The organism is Exiguobacterium sp. s145, from assembly GCF_018618835.1.
Taxonomy (GTDB): Bacteria; Bacillota; Bacilli; order Exiguobacteriales; family Exiguobacteriaceae; genus Exiguobacterium_A; species Exiguobacterium_A artemiae.
Window position 1 is genome coordinate 21477 of sequence record NZ_JACSMV010000005.1, and the last position, 20822, is coordinate 42298.

Genomic DNA, 20822 nt, shown 5'->3' on the forward strand with positions numbered 1-20822 from the left:
TCCCCCTTGATTGATTAACCTTTCGTTCCGCCTGCCGTCAGTCCAGATACGAAGAAACGCTGGAATGCGAAGAACAGAAGAACGATTGGTACTGCTGATAATACGGCACCTGCCGCAAACAATGTGAAGTTATTATCGAATTGCTCTGAAACCATGTTGTACAGTCCAACAGCGAGTGTCTGTTTCTCCGGTGAGCGGAGAACAAGTGACGCCAGGATGAAATCGTTGAACGGTGCCATGAAGTTGAACAAAGCGATAACCGCTACCATTGGTTTTGCAAGTGGAAGAATGATCTGCCAGAAAATCCGAAGATGTCCTGCCCCATCCATCCGCGCCGCTTCATCCAGTTCTTTTGGTATTGTATCAAAATATCCTTTTGCAAGATACGTGTTCATTGGAATCGCTCCCCCTGCATACAGAAGAATCAATGCCAAATGCGTATCAAACAATTGCAACATGTTCAACAGAACGTAAATTGCGATAATGGCAACAAATTGCGGAACCATCTGCAAGACGAGGAACAAGATCAGTGAATTCTTACGTCCGACGAACCGGTAACGTGAAAAGATGTAACCCGTCAACGTAATCAGTGCGACGGAAACGACCATCGTAATGACAGCGATTTTGATCGTATTCAGATACCACATGCCATAATCCGTTTGTGTCGCATCAAATAAATCAAAGTAATGGATCAATGTCGGATTACTCGGGAAGATGTCCGAAGTGATGCTTTTCCCCGGGTTGAGCGATGTGCCGACAACCCAAAGGAGCGGATACACGATAATTATCGAGGCGATCGTCAAAATGAGGTATGACAACGCCATATTGATTCGGTTTTGTTTTCTCATTAGATCATATCCTCATCTTTGAATGATTTTGAACGTTTAAACTGAATGACGGCAATCGTCATGATGAAGAACGACAGCACCAGCGTAATCGCGGCAGCAAATCCGTACTGCGGATTCGAACCAAGTGACAGTTTGTAAATCCAGGAGATCAGGATGTCTGTTCCACCGGCCGATTGACCCGGAACAGCCGGTCCCCCGTTGTTAAAGAGATAGATGATGTTGAAGTTATTGAAGTTGAACGTATATTGCGTAATCAAGATCGGTGCTGTTGCAAACAAGATCATCGGTAATGTAATCAGGCGGAATTTTTCACCTGACGTCGCACCGTCAATCGTTGCCGCTTCATACAAATCTTCTGGAATCGACTGCAGAATCCCTGTCGTCAATGTCATGATATACGGGAAACCGAGCCACCACTGAATACCGATTAAAGCAAGCTTCGTATAAGTCGGATCTGTCATCCACTCGAGCCCGCTGTCAAGTCCGATCGCCGGTAGCAGTGTCGTATTAAAGACACCAAACGTCTCATTGAACATGGAGCGGAAGATGAGGATTGTGATAAATGCCGGTACAGCCCAAGATAAAATCAAAATTGAACGGAAGAACCGTTTTCCTTTTAACCCTTTTTGATTCAACAAGACCGCAAGACCGATCCCGATTGCGATGACACCTGTTGTCGAAGCGACCGTCCAAACGAGTGTCCATCCGAGTACGCTGACGAACGTGTCGCGGAAGATGTCGACCGTAAAGATGTTCAGGAAGTTTTGAATCCCGATCCAGTCGACGAGTTTCGCCGGTGGCGAATTATTGAACTTATAGTTCGTAAAGGCAATCAAAAACGTGAAAATCAAAGGTAAGACGACCGTAAAGACAAGGAGAACCAACGATGGAATCAGCATCGCGTACGGGAATCCGTTATCTCGGAAGTTCCGCAACTGCATTTTCAAAGAAGGAACTTCTAATTCCAAGTCACGGAGCTTACCGATTCGATACGCATCGATAAAGTTCCAAACGTAAATGGAGATACCAAACACAAGCAGAATCAATGCAATGATTCCCTCGACCATCAAGAAGATCGAGTGATCCCCCCTTACGCCTGCTACCTCACCGAGTGTAATCAATCCCCAGATCGCTCCGCGATCTCCGGGACCGTTCCCAGCACCTTTAAAAAACAGTTCGAAGTTAACTAAAAAATACGATAGGACGACGATAAAAAATGTCGCACCCTTTAAAAATTGTTTGTTGTACAGTTGTCCCATCCCTGGAACGATCGATATCGCTGCTGCAATCGTCCGGTGATTCGTTTTTGGCTTTGGTGTTTTCGTGGGTTGTGGTGTCGCAATGGCCGCCATCGTCTGTTCTCCTTTCCAAAGGTCATGTCTGACCTCAGGCTTCTCTTCCAACCATAAAGATAAGGGGGAATCCAAGATCCCCCTTTCTTTAATTCTGTGTCAGTCATTCAGTTGATTATTGATTGTTTGCTTCGATTTGTTGCTTGATTTGTTTCACAGCGTCATCAGCTGATTTTTGTGCATCTTGTTTGTTTGTTGCAACAAGTTGAAGTGCTGCTGCCATTGGGTCCCAAACTTGACCCATTTCAGCGATGTTCGGCATTGGTACACCGTCTTTAGACTGTGCGAAGACGGCTGCTGCCACTTCGTTGTCTTTGATCGTTGCATCTTCTTGAAGCGAAGTGACCGGTGGGATCTCGTTGTATTTCTCAAACATCGCTTTCGCGTTTTCTTCACCCGTTAACGATTTGAGGAATTTTTCTGCCCATTCTTGGTTTTCCGAGTAAGCTGAAACAGCATACGTCTTCACGCCTACGAATGTTTTGATTGCTTCACCGTTTGGAAGCTTCGGAAGTGCTGAAGCACCTAAGTTAATCCCTTTTTCTTTATAGCTTGCGACTGCCCATGGTCCGTTCATGACTGCGACTGCTTTCTTGTCGCCGAACAATTGGTCCATTGCTTGACCACCGCCACCGCCGATCAAACCTTTCGGGAAGAGCCCCTCTTTATACCATTTACCGATGTAATCCATTCCTTCAACTGCACCTTTGTTGTTGAGACCGATGTCAGCAGGATCAAGTTTTCCACCGTTATCTTTAAAGACGTATCCACCGTATCCACCGATTGGACCGTGTGCGAAGTAGAAGTTATCCCATAGTGCGAGGAAACCGTATTTACCGTCTTTTTTCTGCTCTGTTGAGATTTTGTACAGATCATCCATTGAAGCCGGTGCTTCTTTTAACTCATCTTTGTTGAAAAGAAGGATTGGTGTTTCAACTGCTTTAGGATAACCGTAAACTTTACCGTCGAACGTAACAGCTGATTTAGCTGTATCGATGAAAGGTTCGAGTGCTTTTTCACCGTCTTTGAGTTCAGCAATCAACCCTTGGTCAACAACTGTTCCGATTTGGTCATGTGGAAGAAGAATGATATCCGGACCTTTTCCTGCAGGACCGTCAAGAGCGACTTTCTTTTGTTGATCTGTCATTTTAACTTCTTTGACTTCAACTTTGACGCCTTCTTTTTCCTCAAATGCTTTAGCAGCGGCTTTAGTTGTTTCCGCTTTTTCTGTATCTTCCCAGATAACGATTTTCGTTGGTTTTTTACCGCCTTCTGAACTTGTATCAGAAGAACCTGAATCTGTTCCGCCGCCACATGCTGCAAGAGCACCGATTGCCATGACAGATACTGAAAGACCTGCTACTAATTTTTTGATTTCCATGTTCGAAAATTCCTCCCCAAGTTAACGTACGAATGATAAGTTCTGATGCACAACGTTTGCATAAAGGCACAACCATTTTCTCATGATAACAACCGAGCGGTTGTAAGCGTTTTATGAAAACGTTTGCATCACCTTTACATTTTTATTATACAATCTAAAATCCTTTTGACAAGTCCTTTTCTTTAAATATTTCCTTACATTCAAAAAAGATTTTCGAAAAGTATTCTTAAAAATCGTTCGGGCGCATTAGTTAAATGATTTTAAAAAGAAAACGTTTACATTTATCTGATTTGCACAACTAAGTGCAATCGATTGCGCTAATATAGGAGGATTCCCTGTCTCCTCTTGTTTTTTTCTGGAATTCCAATTGACTTTAAGAAAGCGCTTCACTATTCTTAGGTCGAGGACAATTATATTAGAATGCAAGCGATTGCACATAGGGAGTGACCAAAATGCTGAAAGAAGCTGTTTTCCACCGCGCGATGTCACCGTTCGTCTATAAGTATGATGACAAAACCATTCATGTTCGACTGCAGACGAAAAAAAATGACGTCGATCATGTTGATCTTATTTGGGGAGATCCGTACGACTGGCATACCGAAAACCCGGATGATGCCGATTGGAACTTTGATCCGTCCAAATCAAACTATTGGAATACTTTCGAAACCCCTATGAAACGGAGCGGGTCAGATGAGTTATTCGATTATTGGTTCATCGATGTCGTTCCTCCTTTCCGCCGACTTCGTTACGGATTCCGGCTTCACGACGGACATTCGAGTCAAGTCTTTACCGAACGTGGCTGGTTTGATGAAAAGCCGCTAGATGATACCGGATACTACTTCTGTGTTCCTTTTTTAAACAAAGTGGATGTGTTCCATGCTCCGGACTGGGTGAAGGATACAGTATGGTATCAAATCTTCCCCGACCGCTTTGCCAACGGAGATTCGACGAATGATCCGGCCGGTACCCTTCCATGGAATAGTACGGCACCTACAACGACAAATCTGTTCGGCGGTGATTTTCAAGGCGTCATTGATAAAATCGATTACTTAGTGGATCTCGGCATCACAGGCATTTACTTCTGTCCAATTTTCGAAGCCAAGTCCAATCATAAATACGACACGATTGATTATTTGGAAATTGATCCGCAGTTCGGAACTAAAGAAAAGTTTAAGGAAATGGTTGATTTACTGCATGCAAATGGAATTCGCATCATGCTGGATGCCGTCTTTAATCATGCCGGTTTCCACCATAAAGCATTCGCCGACATTCGGGAACACGGCAGCAATTCTTCTTACCGGGATTGGTTCCACCTCCGGAACTTCCCTCTCGTAACCGAGCCGATGCCGAACTATGACACGTTTGCGTTTGTTCCGGAAATGCCGAAGTTCAATACGGAAAATCCGGAAGTAAAAGCATACTTACTTCATGTCGCCCGTTACTGGGTCGAAGAATTCGGGATCGACGGCTGGCGGCTTGATGTTGCCAACGAAGTCGATCATGCCTTCTGGCGTGACTTCCGTTCTGTCGTCAAGGAAGCGGATCCGGAGACGTATATTCTCGGTGAAATTTGGCACGATTCACAGGAATGGTTGCTCGGTGACCAATTTGATGCCGTTATGAACTATCCGTTCACGAATGCTGCACTTAATTTCTTTGCACTCGATAAGACATCTGCTTCCACCTATGCCAATGACATGTCGCATGTCTTATTCTCAAACACGGTCAACGTCAACGAAGTATCGTTTAACTTAATCGGTTCACACGATACGCCGCGTGCCTTGACCCGTGCCGGAAACGACAAAAACAAGATGCGTCTGCTGCTGTTATCCATGCTGACCTTCTCCGGAAGTCCGGTTATCTATTACGGAGATGAAATCGGACTCGACGGTGATCAGGATCCGGGTTGCCGGAAATGTATGCCGTGGAATCCGGAAGAGCAGGATTTGAATCTGTTGATGTACACGAAACATCTGCTTCAGTTACGAAAGCAGCACAGGACACTTGCCAATCACGGACAGATTTCATTCGTCCATGCCGACGATGAAACCAATACCATCGTCATGCGTCGTATGAGTCAGGATGGGACGTATTACGTCTATTTCAATAACTCGAATCATCAGGCGACAATCCCTGCTCCTCAGTCCGGCCAAGGAATGGATCTCTTTTCGAACACACCACTTCCTTCATTAGAAGTGACGCTCGCTCCGTATACAGGAACTATCATTCAAGTGATTTGATTTTCAGACAGACTTTTTGCCCCTCAGCAAAAGTCTGTCTTTTTTCATTTCTGTGACAAACCCGTTAAGGTGTTTGATTTAGGGTAAAGGAAAAAGAAAGGAGGGAAAACTCTCTCATGGAAATATTTCTTTATGCGGGATTGATTCTGATCGGCTTGTTCGTCGTCAGTTATTTCAGCGAACGGTTTCACCTCCCGAGCATTCTTGCCTTTATCCTGATCGGAATCATACTTGGTCTTTATTATGATTTGCCGGAAGAATTAAAACTCGGCGGAGAAGCAGGCATCATCGTCTTGTTTTTCCTGCTCGGTCTGAAGTTTTCGGTCGCTGATTTATTAATCCAGTTTCGCAACATCTGGAAAGCGGGACTGATTGATCTTCTGTTATCGTTTGGCGGCACCTTCCTCTTGACTTTGACCTTCGGATTTTCGGTACCCGAGGCATTTTTAATTGGCTGTGTTCTGTATGCAACAAGTTCGTCGATTTCGGCCCGCCTGCTCGACCGCGAACCGGATAAACACAAAGACGTGAATCGGTTTGTTCTCTCGTTACTTATCTTCGAAGATTTAGCGGCGCCTCTCTTATTAACAAGTGCCCCCTTTGTTCTCGGAACACAAGAGTTCACCTTCGTAAAAGTCGGAACGATTTTTCTTGGATTTATTTTCTTATTCAGTGCTCTGATTTTTTTAACGGTCTTCATCCGTCAAAAATCGAGAGTCGTCGATTCTCTTTACCGTCACCCGGATGCCGGCATCGGAATCATCGGCTTAATTTTGACTTTTTCAGGAATCGGGATCATGTTTGGTTTATCCGAAGTCCTGGGTGCGTTTATCGTCGGGATTTTATTAACGGAAATTAAAGAGACACGTTATTTAAAAAGACTGGTAACGCCTTTCCAAGATTTACTTTTACCCTTGTTTTTCATCTCGTTCGGCATGTCGTTTGAATTGACGGAAGGGCTCCCCTTGGATTGGTTTTTCGTTGCCCTCGTCGTTTGGGGACTTCTTTCTAAATTCCTGGTCGGTTTTTTAGGGGGACGAGCGTTTGGTCTTTCCAACTACCATGCGATTGAGTCCGGATTCTGTTTAGGACCACGCGGAGAATTCTCTATTTTATTCATCACGCTTGCGAGCGGAGCTTTTGTCACATTGACCGGATTGTATATTTTTGTTTCCGCTTTTCTTGGAATCATGCTATTTCGAATCTCAACCGGCCTGACGGATCGTACTCATGCGACTGCTCAAAAGATCAAACAAAAAATCAAGTGAATCATAATAGGACCTTCCGGCAGATTTCCGGAAAGTCCTATTAGTCGTTCACTCTGTCATCAGCGACCGCTGAAAACGGGCGCTTTTTTTTCTAGAAATGCTTGAACCGCTTGCTGGTGATCTTCTGTCTTTCCGGCACGGGATTGATAAATAATTTCCTGAGCCAGCATATCCTCGAGTGTCGATTCGGAACTTGCTGATTGCAACTGTTTGATATATCCGATGACTTTCGTCGGTCGGCTGGCAAGAAGTTTAGCAAAAGAAGCTACTTCCTGTTCGTACTGTCCGGCGTCCACACTTTTTGTCACTAAATGATAGTCGTAGGCTTGTTGCGCGGTAATTGTTTCACCTAATAAGGCAAGCTCGAGTGCTTTAGCTGACCCGATCAACCGGGGTAAGAAGTACGGAGCACCGGCATCCGGAACCAGTCCGATATTGATGAAGCCAAGTGATAATTTCGCATCATCGCGTACGATCCGGAAATCACAGGCTAATGTAAGAGAGAGTCCCGCCCCTGCAGCCACTCCATTAATGGCAGCGATGGTCGGCTTTTTCGTCGTTGCCAATGCCCGAATGACAGGATGGTAATATTGTTTTAAGTAGTCCCCGTGGTCCATACCGGGTCGTACGGTTTTTAAATCCTGGCCCGCACAAAATCCGCGCCCGGCCCCCGTCAAAACGATGACCCGAATAGTATCATCTTGATTCGCCTCTTCGATCGACTCCGCTAGTTCGGTTAAAAGTGTTGATGTGAGCGCATTCAGCCGTTCCGGACGTGATAACGTGATGGTCGCAACCTGCTCTTCAACAGCATAAGTGATTTCAGTTTTCATTCCATTCCCCTCCCTTTCAAAAATGAACATCCATTCATTATGATGTATTCGTGATGTTTTATGAAAATCCTTTTAAATACTCTCTTTTTTTATGAAAGCTCACCTTTTGCTCTTTCATTATGAAAATCGAAGGCGTATAGTTTCCAAAAGATACAGAAAGACAATACGTTTTAAGGACTTAAAGGGGAATTAAATTTATGAAAACAGTTAAACAACAATCATTATTCCAAATTACATGGCCGCTATTCATTGAAATCGCGCTTCATATGAGCCTCGGGATCATCGCTACATTGATTCTCAGTTATTATTCTGACAGTGCAGCTGCCGCTGTCGGTGTTTCCAATCAGGTGCTGAACATTTTCATCATCCTGTTTAACATCACATCCGTTGGAGCAACCATCATCATTGGTCAATATTTAGGGGCGAAACGAGTTCAGGATGCCCGCCAGACCGCACGATCTGCTTTTTCCATCAATTTATATATCGGTTTAATCATTTCCGTTCTTGTTGCCTTGTTCGGAAAACAATTACTCGGATTCTTCTCTTTAGAAGGAGAAACACTCGTATATGGCGAAACGTTCTTAAAGATTGTTGGTCTCTTCTTATTCTTGGAAGCCATCTCTCTTACACTCGGTGCCATCTTACGCAGTCACGGTTTTACAAAAAATGCTATGTACGTCACGTTACTGATGAACTTCGTCAGTGCCTTTGGTAATGTCATTGCCGTCCTCGGATTATTCGGTATTCCTGTCCTTGGAGTCGCCGGAGTCGCTTGGTCGATCGTCATTGCCCGGTCTGTCGCCGTCGCTTTACTCTTTTTCGTTGTTTACCGGAAACTTTCTTTACGATTTAAGTTAAAAGATTTGGTACAAATCAATCGACGCGATATTAAAAGTATCATGAACATCGGAATCCCTTCTGCCGGAGAAGGTGTATCGTATCAGTTTTCTCAACTGATCATTACCGGTTTCATCGCAACCATCGGAGAGTCTGCTCTCTCTGCACGCGTTTATGTCTCAAACATCACAATGCTTTGTTTCTTATTCACATTAGCCATCGCACAAGGGACACAATTATTAGTCGCCCGCCAAGTCGGGGCTCAGCAATTCGAAGCAGCACATGCACGTGCTGTAAAAACGCTGAAAATCGCTGTTTTTGCCAGTTTTGCCTCTGCTGTTGCACTGGCATCTGTCGGAACATCCATTCTGTCTATGTTCACATCAAGTCCGGAAATCATCGCCATCGGTATTCCGTTGTTATGGGCGAGTGTCATTCTTGAACCGGGCCGTGCCATGAATATCGTTCTGATGGGAACACTAAAATCAGCCGGGGACGTCCGTTTCCCTGTCGCAATCGGTATTCTCTCGATGTGGGGAATCGCTGTTGTGCTCAGTTATACACTCGGCTTGCAATATGGACTCGGTTTACTCGGTATCTGGATTGCCTTCTCTGCCGACGAGTGGTTCCGCGGTATCTTTGCCTTAAAACGTTGGAACAGTCGGAAGTGGGCTCAATATGCTGTCGTCAAAGGAGAACAACATGACCACAACGAACGTCGCGAGACTTCTAAAGCAGTCTGACATCCCGTTCGACTTGCTTTCCTATCCTGTTGATGAACAGGATTTATCCGCTCAAAATGTCGCTAGAAAGATTAATTACCCGCTTTCGTCTATTTTTAAAACATTAGTTTTAGAAACAGACGCCCATCAATATGTGTTTGCTGTCATTTCCGGCGAAGAGGAAGTCAGTTTAAAAGCAGTCGCCCGGGCGGTGTCTGCCAAGAAAACACATTTGGTGCCAATGAAAGATTTAAAGCAACTGACGGGGTACATCCGAGGAGGTGTCGCCCCGATTGGTGCGAAAAAACCTTTCCCGGTCCTTTTATCGGATTCGGCTCTGAATCAAGAATTCATCATCATTTCGGCTGGCAAACGCGGTCTGCAGGTCAAACTCGCTCCTGATGATTTTCTCCGCTTCACGAACGGGATTGTCTTCATGAACCGCTGATATCTATCAGTTGTTTATGATATGATGGATAGTATCGAAGAAGTGGCAGGAGGAATCATTTTGTGGAAAGAACGTGTGCGTAACTCTATTCCGAACCTCTTTACGTTCGGAAATTTATACTGTGGTTTTCTTGCCATCGTCATGGCGGCGCGGGGAGATTTTCAAAATGCGACCTTACTGATCGTCATCGCGATGATGCTCGACAGTCTGGATGGTCGGATCGCCCGTATGCTTGGTGTCGCTGGTGATTTCGGAAAAGAACTGGACTCACTCGCTGATGTCGTGACCTTCGGTGTCGCTCCAGCCATGATGGCCTATTACACTTATTTTTATGATTTTGGAGAAATTGGTTTGCTGATTGCGGCGTTGTTCCCTCTGTTTGGTGCATTCCGCCTGGCCCGTTTCAATCTGTCGGCCACTAATGTAGCTTCCGCCTATTTTTCCGGCGTGCCGATTACAGCAGCCGGAGGTATCTTAGCCGTCGTCACCCTGTTCAGCGGCCGTATGAATGATTTAATGGTGCCGCTCGTCTTTACGGCTCTCGCCTTCTTAATGGTAAGCCGAGTCAAAATTCCGAGTTTCAAGGATATTCCGGTACCGCGACATACATTTGTCATCACTTTTACATTGCTGTACGTAACCTACGTCATGATTGCCCGCAGCAACGAGTGGTCGACTTTCTGGTTCGTCGCCGTTCCTCTCTACATCGCCTTTTTGTTATTTTCCTTCATCAAAAAGAAAAAACAGAAAAATCACCAGATCGATTAGCAGACCGGTTCATCCGGTCTGTTTTTTTTAACTAAATTTAGCGAGAATTCTCCCACCTCTAAGCGTACCGGGACGAAGCCAAGCGTAGGTGGGAGATGAATCGCCCGTCTTGGCAAGACTAGAATCGTTTGATACAATCAGTGTGACTAACCAAAAGGACTGATATATCAATGAAAATGGACACAAATAAACATTCAGTCTTTCTTCTGAATTATCACCTTGTCCTAGTAGTGAAATACAGACGCAAAGTGATCGATGACGCCATCTCGGACTTCGCGAGACAGACGTTCGAACGAATCGGTGCATCGTATCACATCACGCTGAACGAGTGGAATCATGACGGCGATCATATCCATGTGCTCTTCAAAGCACACCCAAACACGGAGATGTCAAAGTTTCTGAACGCTTACAAGAGTGCAAGCAGCCGACTGATCAAACGAGACTTTCCGCATATCAAGAAACAACTATGGAAAGAAATGTTTTGGTCTCGAAGTTACTGTCTAGTGACGACCGGAGGTGCGACAAGCGACGTCATCAGACACTATATCGAAAAACAAGGAAAGGAGTGATTGCTTTGCTGAAGGCGTACAAGTTTCGACTCTATCCGACGAAATCCCAACAAGAATATTTCGTGAAGACGTTCGGTTGTGTCCGTTTCGTCTACAATAAGATGCTCGAAGAGCGGATCCGATTGTATGAAGATTCGAAGCTCAATCCTGACGCGAAGCAGAAGCTCCCAACCCCGGCGAAGTACAAGCCCGAATTCCCCTTCCTCAAAGAAGTCGACAGTCTTTCTCTTGCGAACGCTCAGATGGACTTAAACCAGGCGTATCAAAACTTTTTTCGAGATCAGTCTGTCGGGTTTCCGAAATTCAAATCGAAGCACAACGACCGAGCCTCTTACACAACAAACAATCTGAAGGGAAGCATCCGCATCGAAGATCGTAAGGTGAAACTTCCTAAAATCGGTTTTGTGAAGTTGAAACAACATCGTCCGTTTGATGGTGTGATCAAGTCCGCGACGGTCTCGATGACGAAGACGCGGAAATTCTTCATCTCCATCCTTGTCGATCAAGCCGAAGCGCAATTGGTTCCAGCCCAAAATAAAGTAGGAATCGACCTTGGTTTGGAGCACTTCGCCATCCTGACAAATGATGAACGTGTTTCTGAGAAAGTTGACAATCCTCGTTTTCTTCGAAAGTCCGAAGAGCAGATAAAGAAGGCGCAACGCGCTTTGGCCCGCAAGAAGATCGGGAGTAAGAACCGAGAGAAGGCGAGGATCATCCTCGCCAAGAAACATGAAAAGATTGCACATCAACGTCAAGATTTTCTTCATAAGCTTTCGAAACGGATGGTTGACGATAACCAAGTCATCGTCGTCGAGACACTTAAATCGAAGAACATGATGAAGAACCATAAGATCGCCAAATCGATTGGAGATGTCAGTTGGTATGGGTTCGTCCGACAGTTAGAATACAAATGCGCATTCTACGGACGAACACTTATCAAGGCGGATCAATGGTACGCCTCGACCCAAATCTGTTCTTCTTGTGGAGTAAAAGGTGAGAAGAAAACAATCGATGTACGCGAGTGGACATGTACTTGCGGTGCGCATCATGATCGAGATATCAATACAAGTATCAACTTGTTGCGGTTAGCAGACTGAAAACCCTTCAGGGTGGGAACCACCCGATGAGCTTGGCAAATAATCGTAGCTCTTAAAAGTACGGTCTTCCCAAGAAGCTCCCCCTTCAATTTGCGAAGCAAATAAGTGGTGAGTAGTTCACTACCGTAAATTCCACCTCCATTCTGGCTCGACGCCCTTTGCTACGGGTATACTAATATCAGAATAAAAAGAGATGGAGGACGTACTCATGATGGATCGGTTTCAAAAGAAACTCTGGTTATTCTTTACCGTCTGGTTTTTTATCGGACTGATTTTAGTCGGTTTTTCCTTACTTCCGCCTTGGCTGGAATGGGCAAACGCTGTTTTTTTATTTGCATCGGGTTTATATGCCGCGCTTTACCTGTGGGATGTCGTACCGAAAGGACGTTACATTATTCCCGTCATTTTCTTCGGGTCCATCATCATCGAATCGATCGGTGTCCATACCGGCTGGCCGTTCGGTACATATGCCTATGAGGCCGATTTTGGCGTCCTGCTGTTTGGTGTACCGATCACGATCGGTGCTGCCTGGTTGTCTGTCATGGGAGCCAGCCTTGCTTTCTCACGACGATTCCCGATTCGTTTCAACACGGTCATTTTAGTCCCGTTGTTTGCAGTCTGGCTGGATATGGCCATCGACCCGGTGGCTGCCAACGTCAAATCCTATTGGCTCTGGCAGGACGGCGGTTTCTATTATGACATTCCGACACAAAACTTTTTTGGCTGGTATGGAACGGCACTCTTTTTCTCGCTCCTGATCGCCCGGTTTGAACAACAGTCTACCATCACAGCTCTTGAACGGAACAACCAGTATCTTTTTCTGATGCTTCATGCGCTGTTCGGTCTGACAGCAGGTGTCGCAGGACTTTACGGTGTGACACTGATCAGTCTTCTCGCTGGTATTACCTATTGGCTCACACAAGGAGGTGTGCGTTTTGCAAAAAGCAAACAAAAGCAAATGGGCTGAACACACTTTTCATTTCTACGTAAAAGAACGCTTAATCCGAAAGCAGTTTCACCGTGTCCTGTACCGGGCAGATGATTTACCGACACCCGGCTTGATGCTCGCGACGCACGGCTCATGGTGGGATGGCATGATTTTATTTCATTTGGATCAAACAGTCCTGCGTCACGACCCTTACGTCATGATTGATCAGCATGGACTGGAACGGTTTCCTTTTTTCACCCGTCTTGGAGGATTCTCGATCGATCGGAGTTCATTTGGAGAAATCAAGCAAAGTCTGCAGTATGCAAAAGAGCGGTTGGCAGACGGAAGCAGTGTCTGGATGTTCCCTCAAGGGGAGGAACGGCATCAAGAAGAGCGTCCGCTCCAACTCAGCAGCGGGGCGACACATCTTGCCAAAACAGCCCGGTCGATTTCCCTGTTTTCGTTTTATTATTCATTTGGTCACGAACAACAGCCGGACGTCTACATCCGCACCCGGACCATTGAACTGCCTGCTGCGCGTGCTTCGGAACAGTTGCGTTATCTGACGGATGCGATGACCCGGCTGTACGACGATGTCCGGACGGATGCCGTTGAAGAACGCGTTGAATCGTACCGTGTATTGACTACAAGAAAGGAGCCGCTTCCTGTGAAGACGGAACAGTGGTTACGGGCGATCCGTTCATGATCATCGTACTGTTTGCCGTTGCAGCACTTGTTTGTCTCTACACGTTCATTAATCTGTCGTTTTTACCGAAACTAAGCGAACCTGTTCTTCCGCCGAGTCTTGCAATCTGTATTCCGCTACGGAACGAAGAACGGAATGTCGAGAAACTGATTCATTCCCTCCGACAAGCGCTTCATCCGAATATGCACGTCTATTTATACGAAGACCGCTCGACTGACCGGACCCGCGATCTGTTAGTCCGGCTGGTCAGTGATGAAAATCAGTTCACGATCATCGACGGTCTCGACCTACCATCCGGATGGGCCGGGAAAGTCCATGCCTGTCATCAATTGGCACAGGCGACTCATGAAGAATACCTATTGTTCTTAGACGCTGACATCACACTGGCAGCAGACACGGTTCCCCGGCTCTACGCAACGCTTCAAAAAGAACAGGCGGTCTTCTTATCAGGCTTTCCGTCGTTCCCTGTTCCGACTTTTCTCGGAAAGTGTCTCATTCCGATGCAACATGTCTTGATCGCCCAACACCTTCCGATTGCTTTCCGGAAGGTCAAGCATCCCGCCTTTGCAGCAGCAAACGGGATGGTCGTCCTTGTTGAACGGCATGCTTATGAACAAGTCGGCGGACATCAGGCGATTCAAATGGCGCTCGTCGACGATTTGGAACTCTGCCGGACGTTCAAACAAAACGGCTTTACGACAACGCTCGTCGACGTGGCTCCTTATGTCAGCTGTGACATGTATGCGACCAACCGTGACGTCTGGCAAGGTTTCCTGAAAAACGTCTTTCGCGGTATGAATGATTCCTATATCGCCGGCAGCTATTTCCTGCTGTTTTACTTGATCCAAGCGGCCGCTTTACCGCTTGTCTTCTTTTTCCCGTCCTTTTGGACGCTCGGAGCCTTTCTTTTGATGATGATTGCCCGTTACCGCATCGATCGGAAGGCCATGATTTCTCGTGCTTGGTTTTGGCATCCTGTTGCGTCCATTCTTTATGTCGTATTACTCGCGACAGCGATGATTCGAAGACTGAAGAAAAGGGAAATCAGTTGGAAGGGTCGGACATATTCTTAAGGAGGTTTCATTGTTATGAAACATATCGCAGTCATCGGAGCGGGACTCGGCGGTTTGAGTGCCGCCATCTCACTTGCTTCAAAAGGATTTAAAGTCACCGTCATTGAACGTAATGAACACATTGGTGGAAAGATGATGCCTATCACATCAGAGGGACACCGTTTTGATTTCGGTCCCAATACGATCACAATGCCTGAAATCTTTCAATCCGTCATTTTGGAATCGGGAGCAGATCCTGATGACTATTTTACTTTTGAAAAATTGACGCGTCATACGGTCAATCATTTTCCGGACGGTCGTTCATTGACATTTGCCAGCGGCCGTGAAGCGATGCGGACTGAAGTTGACCGTTTCACGAAGGGACAACTTGCCAAAAATGATATTACGGGTTATCAAGATGAAGTCCGGGAACTGTACAATATCGCCAAACAACAATTTTTCATCAATATCGACTCTTATTTTAATTTTTCCTTATTGCGTGACATGACGAAGATCCATCCCTTTAAGACACTTCACGGGCTACACAAAAAATATTTTAAAGATCCCCAGCTGATCCAAGCACTCGATCGGTATGCGACTTACATCGGAAGCAGCCCGTTTCAAGCGCCGGCAACATTCGGTTTAATTGCCCATCTCGAGCTGAATGACGGTGTTTATTTCACACGTGGCGGAAATACCGCCATTGCCGAAGGATTTGCCCGTCGCGCCCGTGAACTCGGTGTGACGTTTCGGCTAGGTGACGAAGTGACACAGATTGAAGTGACCAATCAGTTGGCAACGGAGATCGAACTCAATCATGTCGATTACCTGTCTGTTGATTTCATCGTGTTAAATGGTGACCTGCTTACCCAATATCCACGGTTGATTTCAGAAACGGTCCGGCCTGACTTCAAAAATCCGACTCCTGCGCAAATGGAGCCGTCGATTTCTGCTTATGTCCGGTGCATCGGACTCGGACGCCGTATTGCCGGACTTGCCCATCATAACGTCTTTTTCTCTTCCGACTATGAAGCCGAATTCGAAGCGTTATTTAATCAACATCGCTATGCAGAAGAGCCGACCATCTACATCTCGAATTCCTCGGTCACGGCACCGGAAATGGGAGAAGCCGGTGACAACCTGTTTGTCCTTGTCAATGCTCCGGCTACCCACAAAGGATCTGCCGTTGATTTTGACACGTACGATAAAATCATCGATCAACGCCTTCAACAGTTCGGAATCGATATTACGTCTGACGTTTTATTCGAACAACGGATCACACCACAGGATATTGAACAGAAATTTTCAGCGTATCATGGTTCGCTGTATGGTCTTTCTTCGAATGGTACACGGGGAGCTTTCATGCGTCCAAGTAACCGTTCAAAGAATGTTCACAATTTGTTTTTTGCCGGCGGATCGACGCATCCCGGTGGCGGTAGTCCAATGGTGACGCTTTCAGGAAAACTGGCAAGCGAACGAATCGTGTCTGCAGTCGCTGCCACCCTGTGAACGTTATGTGAATTGCATATCAATTACTTGTACGGACAACTTAGATTTGATACGATTACTTCGAGTTCAAGAGGTAGTGATTGACCCCACATCCTCAATCAAGCGCATGGTGACTTCCCCGAGTCAAACGCGTTTAGGAACTTAACATATCTGTTTCGTCTGAATCATTTGTTCAAGACCCACTTGTTCAATCGATACACCACTGTAAACGGTTCGGCATGACTTACGACGTTCCCCCTTAGATCGTCTCATCCCGATTCGTTTACGGACAGCTCAATCATCATCAGATCCATCCCCGTGGATCGCGACCTGTCTTGTTGGAACTCTGTATCTGATTTTGTACAAACAGATTTTAGTTTAGACTCCCCGGTCTAAACTCCATAAAAAAAAGACCTTGGTCCCCGCCGAGGTCTTTTTTTTATGGAGTTTTTCGTCAAATCGTAGCGAGCAACTTCATCTTTTGCCATCGGCTGACATAAGCACGTTTCGTGAACACATCGTATTGATTGTCACGTGCTGCGTCGAGGATTCCCCGGTACAGTAAAGCCGCCACTTTCAGTGCACGACGGCTTTCTTTCGGATAGCGGTCAAACGAAGGCGTTGCTGCATCGTATAAATGCTCGGCTCTTAATGCCAATGCTTCCCACAATCCGGCAAAGTCGCCGGAAGGAGTTCCCGCCAACAACGATTCCGTTGTCACACCATACTGGTCCATCCAATCTTTCGGTAAATAGATACGTCCCCGCTTTGCATCTTCTCCGACATCCCGAAGAATGTTGGTTAATTGCATCGCGATTCCGAGTTGAATGGCGGACTCCCGTAAATCATTTTGTTTCGGTGCAAGAATCGGCAACAGCATCAAGCCAACCGTACTCGCGACATAATAACTATATTTCTCCGTCTCTTCCAGCGAGTGGTACCGATTTTTTTCGATGTCCCACCGCATACCTTCTGCCAGTTCTAAAAACGGCGTCTCATCCATCTCATACCGTTTAAAGACATCTGCGAGTGCAATCCATAAGGGTTTATTGATCGAGTTACCCGACCGGAATAAACGAAACTCTTCCAGGAATTCCGCTAAGCTTTCTTTTGGTGTCGCTGATTCATCCACCGTATCATCGAGATGACGACAAAACGTATAGATGGCGTAGACTGCCATCCGATCTTGCTTCGGCAGTAAAGAGAAGGCTTTATAAAAGGTTTTTGATCCACCTTGAATCGTTTGTTCACATACTAGATATGCGTTCGTCACTGTATCCATTTTTCCACCTCATCTCTTGTTCCATTCGATTGACAAGTAATGTCGCTCCCATCATAACGATCGGAACGCCTCCACACGGATGGACAGATGCGCCTACTGCATACAACCGTTCAATATCAGCATAAGGTTTAGCTTGTGTTTTTAAAGCAGCCGATTGGCGAATCGTCGGTGCGATGCCAAAACTTCCGCCTTCATACAATCCAAAATCTTGAGCATCTTGAGGTGTACGTATTTTCATTTCGGTAACTTGACTTTGGAATCCAGGAAGATGTTGCTCAATTTTGTCTAAAATCTGATCAATAAATCCGTGCGCTTCATAGTTAGCCTGATCAAATCCACGTGGTGACGGAACCAACGCATAGACGACACTAGTACCGGATGCCGTCAATGCGTCATCAATCTTACTCGGATTAAATAAATATACGGCAGGATTTTCCGGCAACTCATTTTTCTTGAAGATGGACGTCATCAACGGTTTTAAATCACTTGGCATTAAAAAACGATGGACAGGTAAATCAACTTTTCCGTCAATCTTAAAGTACAGTAGTAATGTTCCGCCGGACGGCACATACTTTTTCGGTTGCTTGCCTTCAACCAAATATTCCATCAATGGAAACTCTCCGTTCAGGACAACCGTATCATATACGTACTCCTGTCCTGCAGCGACAAGTCCCTTCGTCTGACCTTGCTGGATCAAGACGCGGTCGACCGGTTGATTGAACTTAAACGTAACGCCCCGCTCAACTAACGCTTCATACATCCGCTCGGCTAAAGAGAAGTATCCGCCTTTAACGTACCAGACACCCTCTTCCTGTTCCCGGTAAGGAATCAATCCATAGATGGAAGGCGTCGTGTAAGGGTTACCCCCGATGTAAAAGGTCGGAAAACTGTAAGCCATTCGCAGGTGTTTACTTTTAAAGAAACGTTTTAAGTGATCATGTGCCGTTTCCATCGCATGCATCTTCACTAAGGGCGCTAACATATCCGGGTGCAACAAATCCCGTTTACGTGAATATGTCCGCTCTAAAAATTTCGATACGCTGACGTCATAATCCTTTGCTTTTTGTTGCATAAATTCTTGGAACCCGCGACCTTCTCCGAATTGACGTTCAATCGCAATCGTTTGATCAACTACATCCGCCTGTTTTGTCACAATCGTTCCGTCGTCGAAATGAAGGTCGTATAAAGGATCAATCCGTTCCAACTCAACACCTTCAAGCCCCGCTTCTCTTAATTGTTCCTGCAGTTTTCCGGGCATCAAGACAATCGTCGGCCCCTGATCAATTCTTCCGCCTGTCTCGAAATCAACGGAGGCGAGTCGACCGCCTGCACGTGACTCTTTTTCAAAAATCGTGATTTCGACTTCCGGATATCGTTTCGTTAGTAATAAAGCGGCGTGGAGTGTTCCGACACCTGCTCCGACAAATCCAATTTTCATTTTCCGACACCCACTTCACTTGTCAATAAGTCCGCCGTGATCCGAGCTGATTCAAAGATGGTCGGAAGGCCGCTTCCAGGATGCGTTCCGCCTCCAACCAGATAGACATGCTCCAATTCTTCAAACCGGTTATGCGGTCTAAAATACATCATTTGTGTTAACTGATGTCCCAAATTAAAAGTTGCTCCCTGGTGTACTCCCATCGCTTCCCAATCATCCGGTGTGAACATCTCTTCCACTTCAATCGCTGCTTCGACACCTGTATAAGGCGAACGATGTTCCAAGGCATCGAGGACACGACGGCGTAATTTCGGTCCTTCAATCGCCCAGTCGAGTTCAGAGTAATTATTCGGAACCGGTACTAACACGTACAACGATGATTTCCCTTCAGGTGCCAATGTACTGTCGATGATTGATGGATTTTGGACATAAAATGAAAAATCATCGGATAATTCCAATGTCTGGGTCATCTCACGGACATTTTTTTCATAATCATCGGCAAAATAAATCGTATGGTGCGGAGCATCAAATGATTTATTGACACCTAAGTACAGCATAAAGGTCGAACAAGAAAACTTCTTCCGCTCAATTTTCGGACGCGACCATTTTTTCAGGACACCTTCGGGAACAAGATGATTCATCGCATGGGCAAAATCTGCTCCGACGACAACATCATCGTATAAAACATGTTCACCAGACTCGAGAATGACGCCGGTCGCAGTTGTTCCATCTAAAATCAATTGACTGATTCCTGTATTGAGATGGACCGTCCCCCCGAGCTCTTCCACTGCCCGTTTCATCGCTTCCGGAATTTGATTCATTCCGCCGATCGGATGATGGACACCATATGCATGTTCCATATAGGACAGGATAGAAAAACCGCCCGGACATTCCCATGCTGACATCCCTAAATACTTCGCTTGGAAAGTAAAAGCGTACTTTAATTCTTCACTCGTAAAATAATCGGACAGGACATCGTATAACGAACGCCCGAGAGATAGACGCGGGAGCGCCGTGATGACGCGTGGAGACAGATAGTCCGTTAATTTATCGTGTTTCGTCTGCAAAATCGGCATCAGTTTTGCCAGCTTCAAGGCTTGTTCTGCCATGAAACGATCATATCCTTCCCCGTTTCCTGGGAAATGTTGCTCAATCGTCTGTTTCATCCGATCACGATCCGTTGTCATCGTAAAATGATCTTTCCCGCCGTTGAAATACAGTGTGTACATGGGATCAAGTGCTTTTAAGTCCAAATAATCCTTCATATCCAAATCGATACTTGTAAATAAGTTTTCTAGGATATGCGGCATATTTAAAAAGGTAGGACCCCGGTCAAACTGGTAATCCCCGACCTGCACGCGAGAAGTTCGCCCCCCGACAATCGGTTGTTTTTCATATACGGTGACATCTATTCCTCTGCCTGCAAGCAACATCGCACAAGCGAGCCCTCCAGGTCCTGCTCCAATAACGGCTACACGCTGCTTCACACGAATCTCTCCCTTTTTCTCTACTCGTTTTAACTATTATACTAATCACATACTACTCCTCACAAATTTGAACTGCCC

18 protein-coding genes are annotated in these 20822 nt (G+C 45.8%); 11 read left to right on the forward strand and 7 right to left on the reverse strand.

The features are described from left to right. Window positions 1-14: 14 nt before the first annotated feature. The 3 genes from KNQ07_RS06575 to KNQ07_RS06585 all read right to left on the reverse strand — a co-directional run bounded on the left by KNQ07_RS06575 (window position 15) and on the right by KNQ07_RS06585 (window position 3575). Entirely contained in the window at window positions 15-848 is an 834-nt protein-coding gene (locus tag KNQ07_RS06575) for a sugar ABC transporter permease (RefSeq protein WP_012369657.1), read from the reverse strand. Beyond that, window positions 848-2200, reverse strand: coding sequence for a carbohydrate ABC transporter permease (locus KNQ07_RS06580; protein ID WP_214765583.1), 1353 nt, complete (start codon window positions 2198-2200; stop codon window positions 848-850). The genes KNQ07_RS06575 and KNQ07_RS06580 overlap by 1 nt, the downstream gene beginning before the upstream one ends. 115 nt (window positions 2201-2315) lie before the next feature. Next, complete coding sequence (locus KNQ07_RS06585) at window positions 2316-3575, reverse strand: extracellular solute-binding protein (protein WP_261966309.1); 1260 nt, start codon at window positions 3573-3575, stop codon at window positions 2316-2318. A gap of 458 nt (window positions 3576-4033) precedes the next feature. Here KNQ07_RS06585 and KNQ07_RS06590 point away from each other — a divergent pair, with 458 nt between their 5' ends. Beyond that, window positions 4034-5821, forward strand: a complete 1788-nt coding sequence (locus KNQ07_RS06590; RefSeq protein ID WP_214765589.1) for a glycoside hydrolase family 13 protein — start codon at window positions 4034-4036, stop codon at window positions 5819-5821. Between the two features lie 116 nt (window positions 5822-5937). After that, window positions 5938-7089 (forward strand): cation:proton antiporter, encoded by a 1152-nt coding sequence (locus KNQ07_RS06595; RefSeq protein ID WP_214765591.1) that lies wholly within the window; start codon window positions 5938-5940, stop codon window positions 7087-7089. 59 nt (window positions 7090-7148) lie between these two features. Here the strand turns inward: KNQ07_RS06595 and KNQ07_RS06600 are convergent, their stop codons facing one another. Then, on the reverse strand, window positions 7149-7922 hold the full coding sequence (locus KNQ07_RS06600; protein WP_214765594.1) for an enoyl-CoA hydratase/isomerase family protein: 774 nt from the start codon (window positions 7920-7922) through the stop codon (window positions 7149-7151). Window positions 7923-8119: 197 nt separating this feature from the next. Here KNQ07_RS06600 and KNQ07_RS06605 point away from each other — a divergent pair, with 197 nt between their 5' ends. From KNQ07_RS06605 to KNQ07_RS06645, 9 genes are all read left to right on the forward strand, one after another. Beyond that, a complete protein-coding gene (locus KNQ07_RS06605) occupies window positions 8120-9502 on the forward strand; it encodes an MATE family efflux transporter (RefSeq protein WP_214765597.1) in 1383 nt (460 codons plus the stop codon). After that, window positions 9462-9929: a Cys-tRNA(Pro) deacylase gene (gene ybaK, locus KNQ07_RS06610; RefSeq protein ID WP_214765600.1), complete on the forward strand. Its 468-nt coding sequence runs from the start codon at window positions 9462-9464 to the stop codon at window positions 9927-9929. The genes KNQ07_RS06605 and ybaK overlap by 41 nt, the downstream gene beginning before the upstream one ends. A gap of 21 nt (window positions 9930-9950) precedes the next feature. Further along, window positions 9951-10697 (forward strand): CDP-diacylglycerol--serine O-phosphatidyltransferase, encoded by a 747-nt coding sequence (gene pssA / locus KNQ07_RS06615; protein WP_012369649.1) that lies wholly within the window; start codon window positions 9951-9953, stop codon window positions 10695-10697. Between the two features lie 170 nt (window positions 10698-10867). Continuing rightward, the gene (gene tnpA, locus KNQ07_RS06620) at window positions 10868-11266 is read left to right on the forward strand and encodes an IS200/IS605 family transposase (RefSeq protein WP_012369648.1); all 399 of its coding nucleotides are present in this window, start codon (window positions 10868-10870) and stop codon (window positions 11264-11266) included. Between the two features lie 5 nt (window positions 11267-11271). Then, on the forward strand, window positions 11272-12363 hold the full coding sequence (gene tnpB / locus KNQ07_RS06625; protein ID WP_214765603.1) for an IS200/IS605 family element RNA-guided endonuclease TnpB: 1092 nt from the start codon (window positions 11272-11274) through the stop codon (window positions 12361-12363). Window positions 12364-12571: 208 nt separating this feature from the next. Further along, window positions 12572-13330, forward strand: coding sequence for a carotenoid biosynthesis protein (locus KNQ07_RS06630; protein WP_251139494.1), 759 nt, complete (start codon window positions 12572-12574; stop codon window positions 13328-13330). Further along, window positions 13290-13997 (forward strand): lysophospholipid acyltransferase family protein, encoded by a 708-nt coding sequence (locus KNQ07_RS06635; RefSeq protein WP_261966307.1) that lies wholly within the window; start codon window positions 13290-13292, stop codon window positions 13995-13997. Before KNQ07_RS06630 ends, KNQ07_RS06635 begins: the two co-directional genes overlap by 41 nt. Continuing rightward, window positions 13994-15070 (forward strand): glycosyltransferase family 2 protein, encoded by a 1077-nt coding sequence (locus KNQ07_RS06640; RefSeq protein ID WP_214765609.1) that lies wholly within the window; start codon window positions 13994-13996, stop codon window positions 15068-15070. Before KNQ07_RS06635 ends, KNQ07_RS06640 begins: the two co-directional genes overlap by 4 nt. Before the next feature lie 15 nt (window positions 15071-15085). Continuing rightward, window positions 15086-16558 carry a phytoene desaturase family protein gene (locus KNQ07_RS06645; RefSeq protein ID WP_214765612.1) on the forward strand — a complete coding sequence of 491 codons (1473 nt, stop codon included), beginning with the start codon at window positions 15086-15088 and terminating at the stop codon, window positions 16556-16558. Window positions 16559-16991: 433 nt separating this feature from the next. Here KNQ07_RS06645 and KNQ07_RS06650 read toward each other — a convergent pair whose 3' ends face one another. The 3 genes from KNQ07_RS06650 to KNQ07_RS06660 are packed head-to-tail and all read right to left on the reverse strand — an operon-like array spanning window position 16992 to window position 20744. Beyond that, complete coding sequence (locus KNQ07_RS06650; protein WP_012369642.1) at window positions 16992-17819, reverse strand: phytoene/squalene synthase family protein; 828 nt, start codon at window positions 17817-17819, stop codon at window positions 16992-16994. After that, window positions 17785-19257, reverse strand: coding sequence for a phytoene desaturase family protein (locus KNQ07_RS06655; protein WP_012369641.1), 1473 nt, complete (start codon window positions 19255-19257; stop codon window positions 17785-17787). The genes KNQ07_RS06650 and KNQ07_RS06655 overlap by 35 nt, the downstream gene beginning before the upstream one ends. Beyond that, on the reverse strand, window positions 19254-20744 hold the full coding sequence (locus KNQ07_RS06660) for a phytoene desaturase family protein (protein WP_214765615.1): 1491 nt from the start codon (window positions 20742-20744) through the stop codon (window positions 19254-19256). Before KNQ07_RS06660 ends, KNQ07_RS06655 begins: the two co-directional genes overlap by 4 nt. Between the last annotated feature and the right edge of the window lie 78 nt (window positions 20745-20822).

What these genes read in the sequence shown, in the direction of transcription:
- KNQ07_RS06575 (WP_012369657.1), bottom strand. Translation starts at nt 848, where the DNA reads ATGAGAAAACAAAACCGAATCAATATGGCGTTGTCATACCTCATTTTG.
- KNQ07_RS06580 (WP_214765583.1), bottom strand. Translation starts at nt 2,200, where the DNA reads ATGGCGGCCATTGCGACACCACAACCCACGAAAACACCAAAGCCAAAA.
- KNQ07_RS06590 (WP_214765589.1), top strand. Translation starts at nt 4,034, where the DNA reads ATGCTGAAAGAAGCTGTTTTCCACCGCGCGATGTCACCGTTCGTCTAT.
- KNQ07_RS06595 (WP_214765591.1), top strand. Translation starts at nt 5,938, where the DNA reads ATGGAAATATTTCTTTATGCGGGATTGATTCTGATCGGCTTGTTCGTC.
- KNQ07_RS06600 (WP_214765594.1), bottom strand. Translation starts at nt 7,922, where the DNA reads ATGAAAACTGAAATCACTTATGCTGTTGAAGAGCAGGTTGCGACCATC.
- KNQ07_RS06605 (WP_214765597.1), top strand. Translation starts at nt 8,120, where the DNA reads ATGAAAACAGTTAAACAACAATCATTATTCCAAATTACATGGCCGCTA.
- ybaK (WP_214765600.1), top strand. Translation starts at nt 9,462, where the DNA reads ATGACCACAACGAACGTCGCGAGACTTCTAAAGCAGTCTGACATCCCG.
- pssA (WP_012369649.1), top strand. Translation starts at nt 9,951, where the DNA reads ATGATGGATAGTATCGAAGAAGTGGCAGGAGGAATCATTTTGTGGAAA.
- tnpA (WP_012369648.1), top strand. Translation starts at nt 10,868, where the DNA reads ATGAAAATGGACACAAATAAACATTCAGTCTTTCTTCTGAATTATCAC.
- KNQ07_RS06630 (WP_251139494.1), top strand. Translation starts at nt 12,572, where the DNA reads ATGATGGATCGGTTTCAAAAGAAACTCTGGTTATTCTTTACCGTCTGG.
- KNQ07_RS06640 (WP_214765609.1), top strand. Translation starts at nt 13,994, where the DNA reads ATGATCATCGTACTGTTTGCCGTTGCAGCACTTGTTTGTCTCTACACG.
- KNQ07_RS06645 (WP_214765612.1), top strand. Translation starts at nt 15,086, where the DNA reads ATGAAACATATCGCAGTCATCGGAGCGGGACTCGGCGGTTTGAGTGCC.
- KNQ07_RS06650 (WP_012369642.1), bottom strand. Translation starts at nt 17,819, where the DNA reads ATGGATACAGTGACGAACGCATATCTAGTATGTGAACAAACGATTCAA.
- KNQ07_RS06655 (WP_012369641.1), bottom strand. Translation starts at nt 19,257, where the DNA reads ATGAAAATTGGATTTGTCGGAGCAGGTGTCGGAACACTCCACGCCGCT.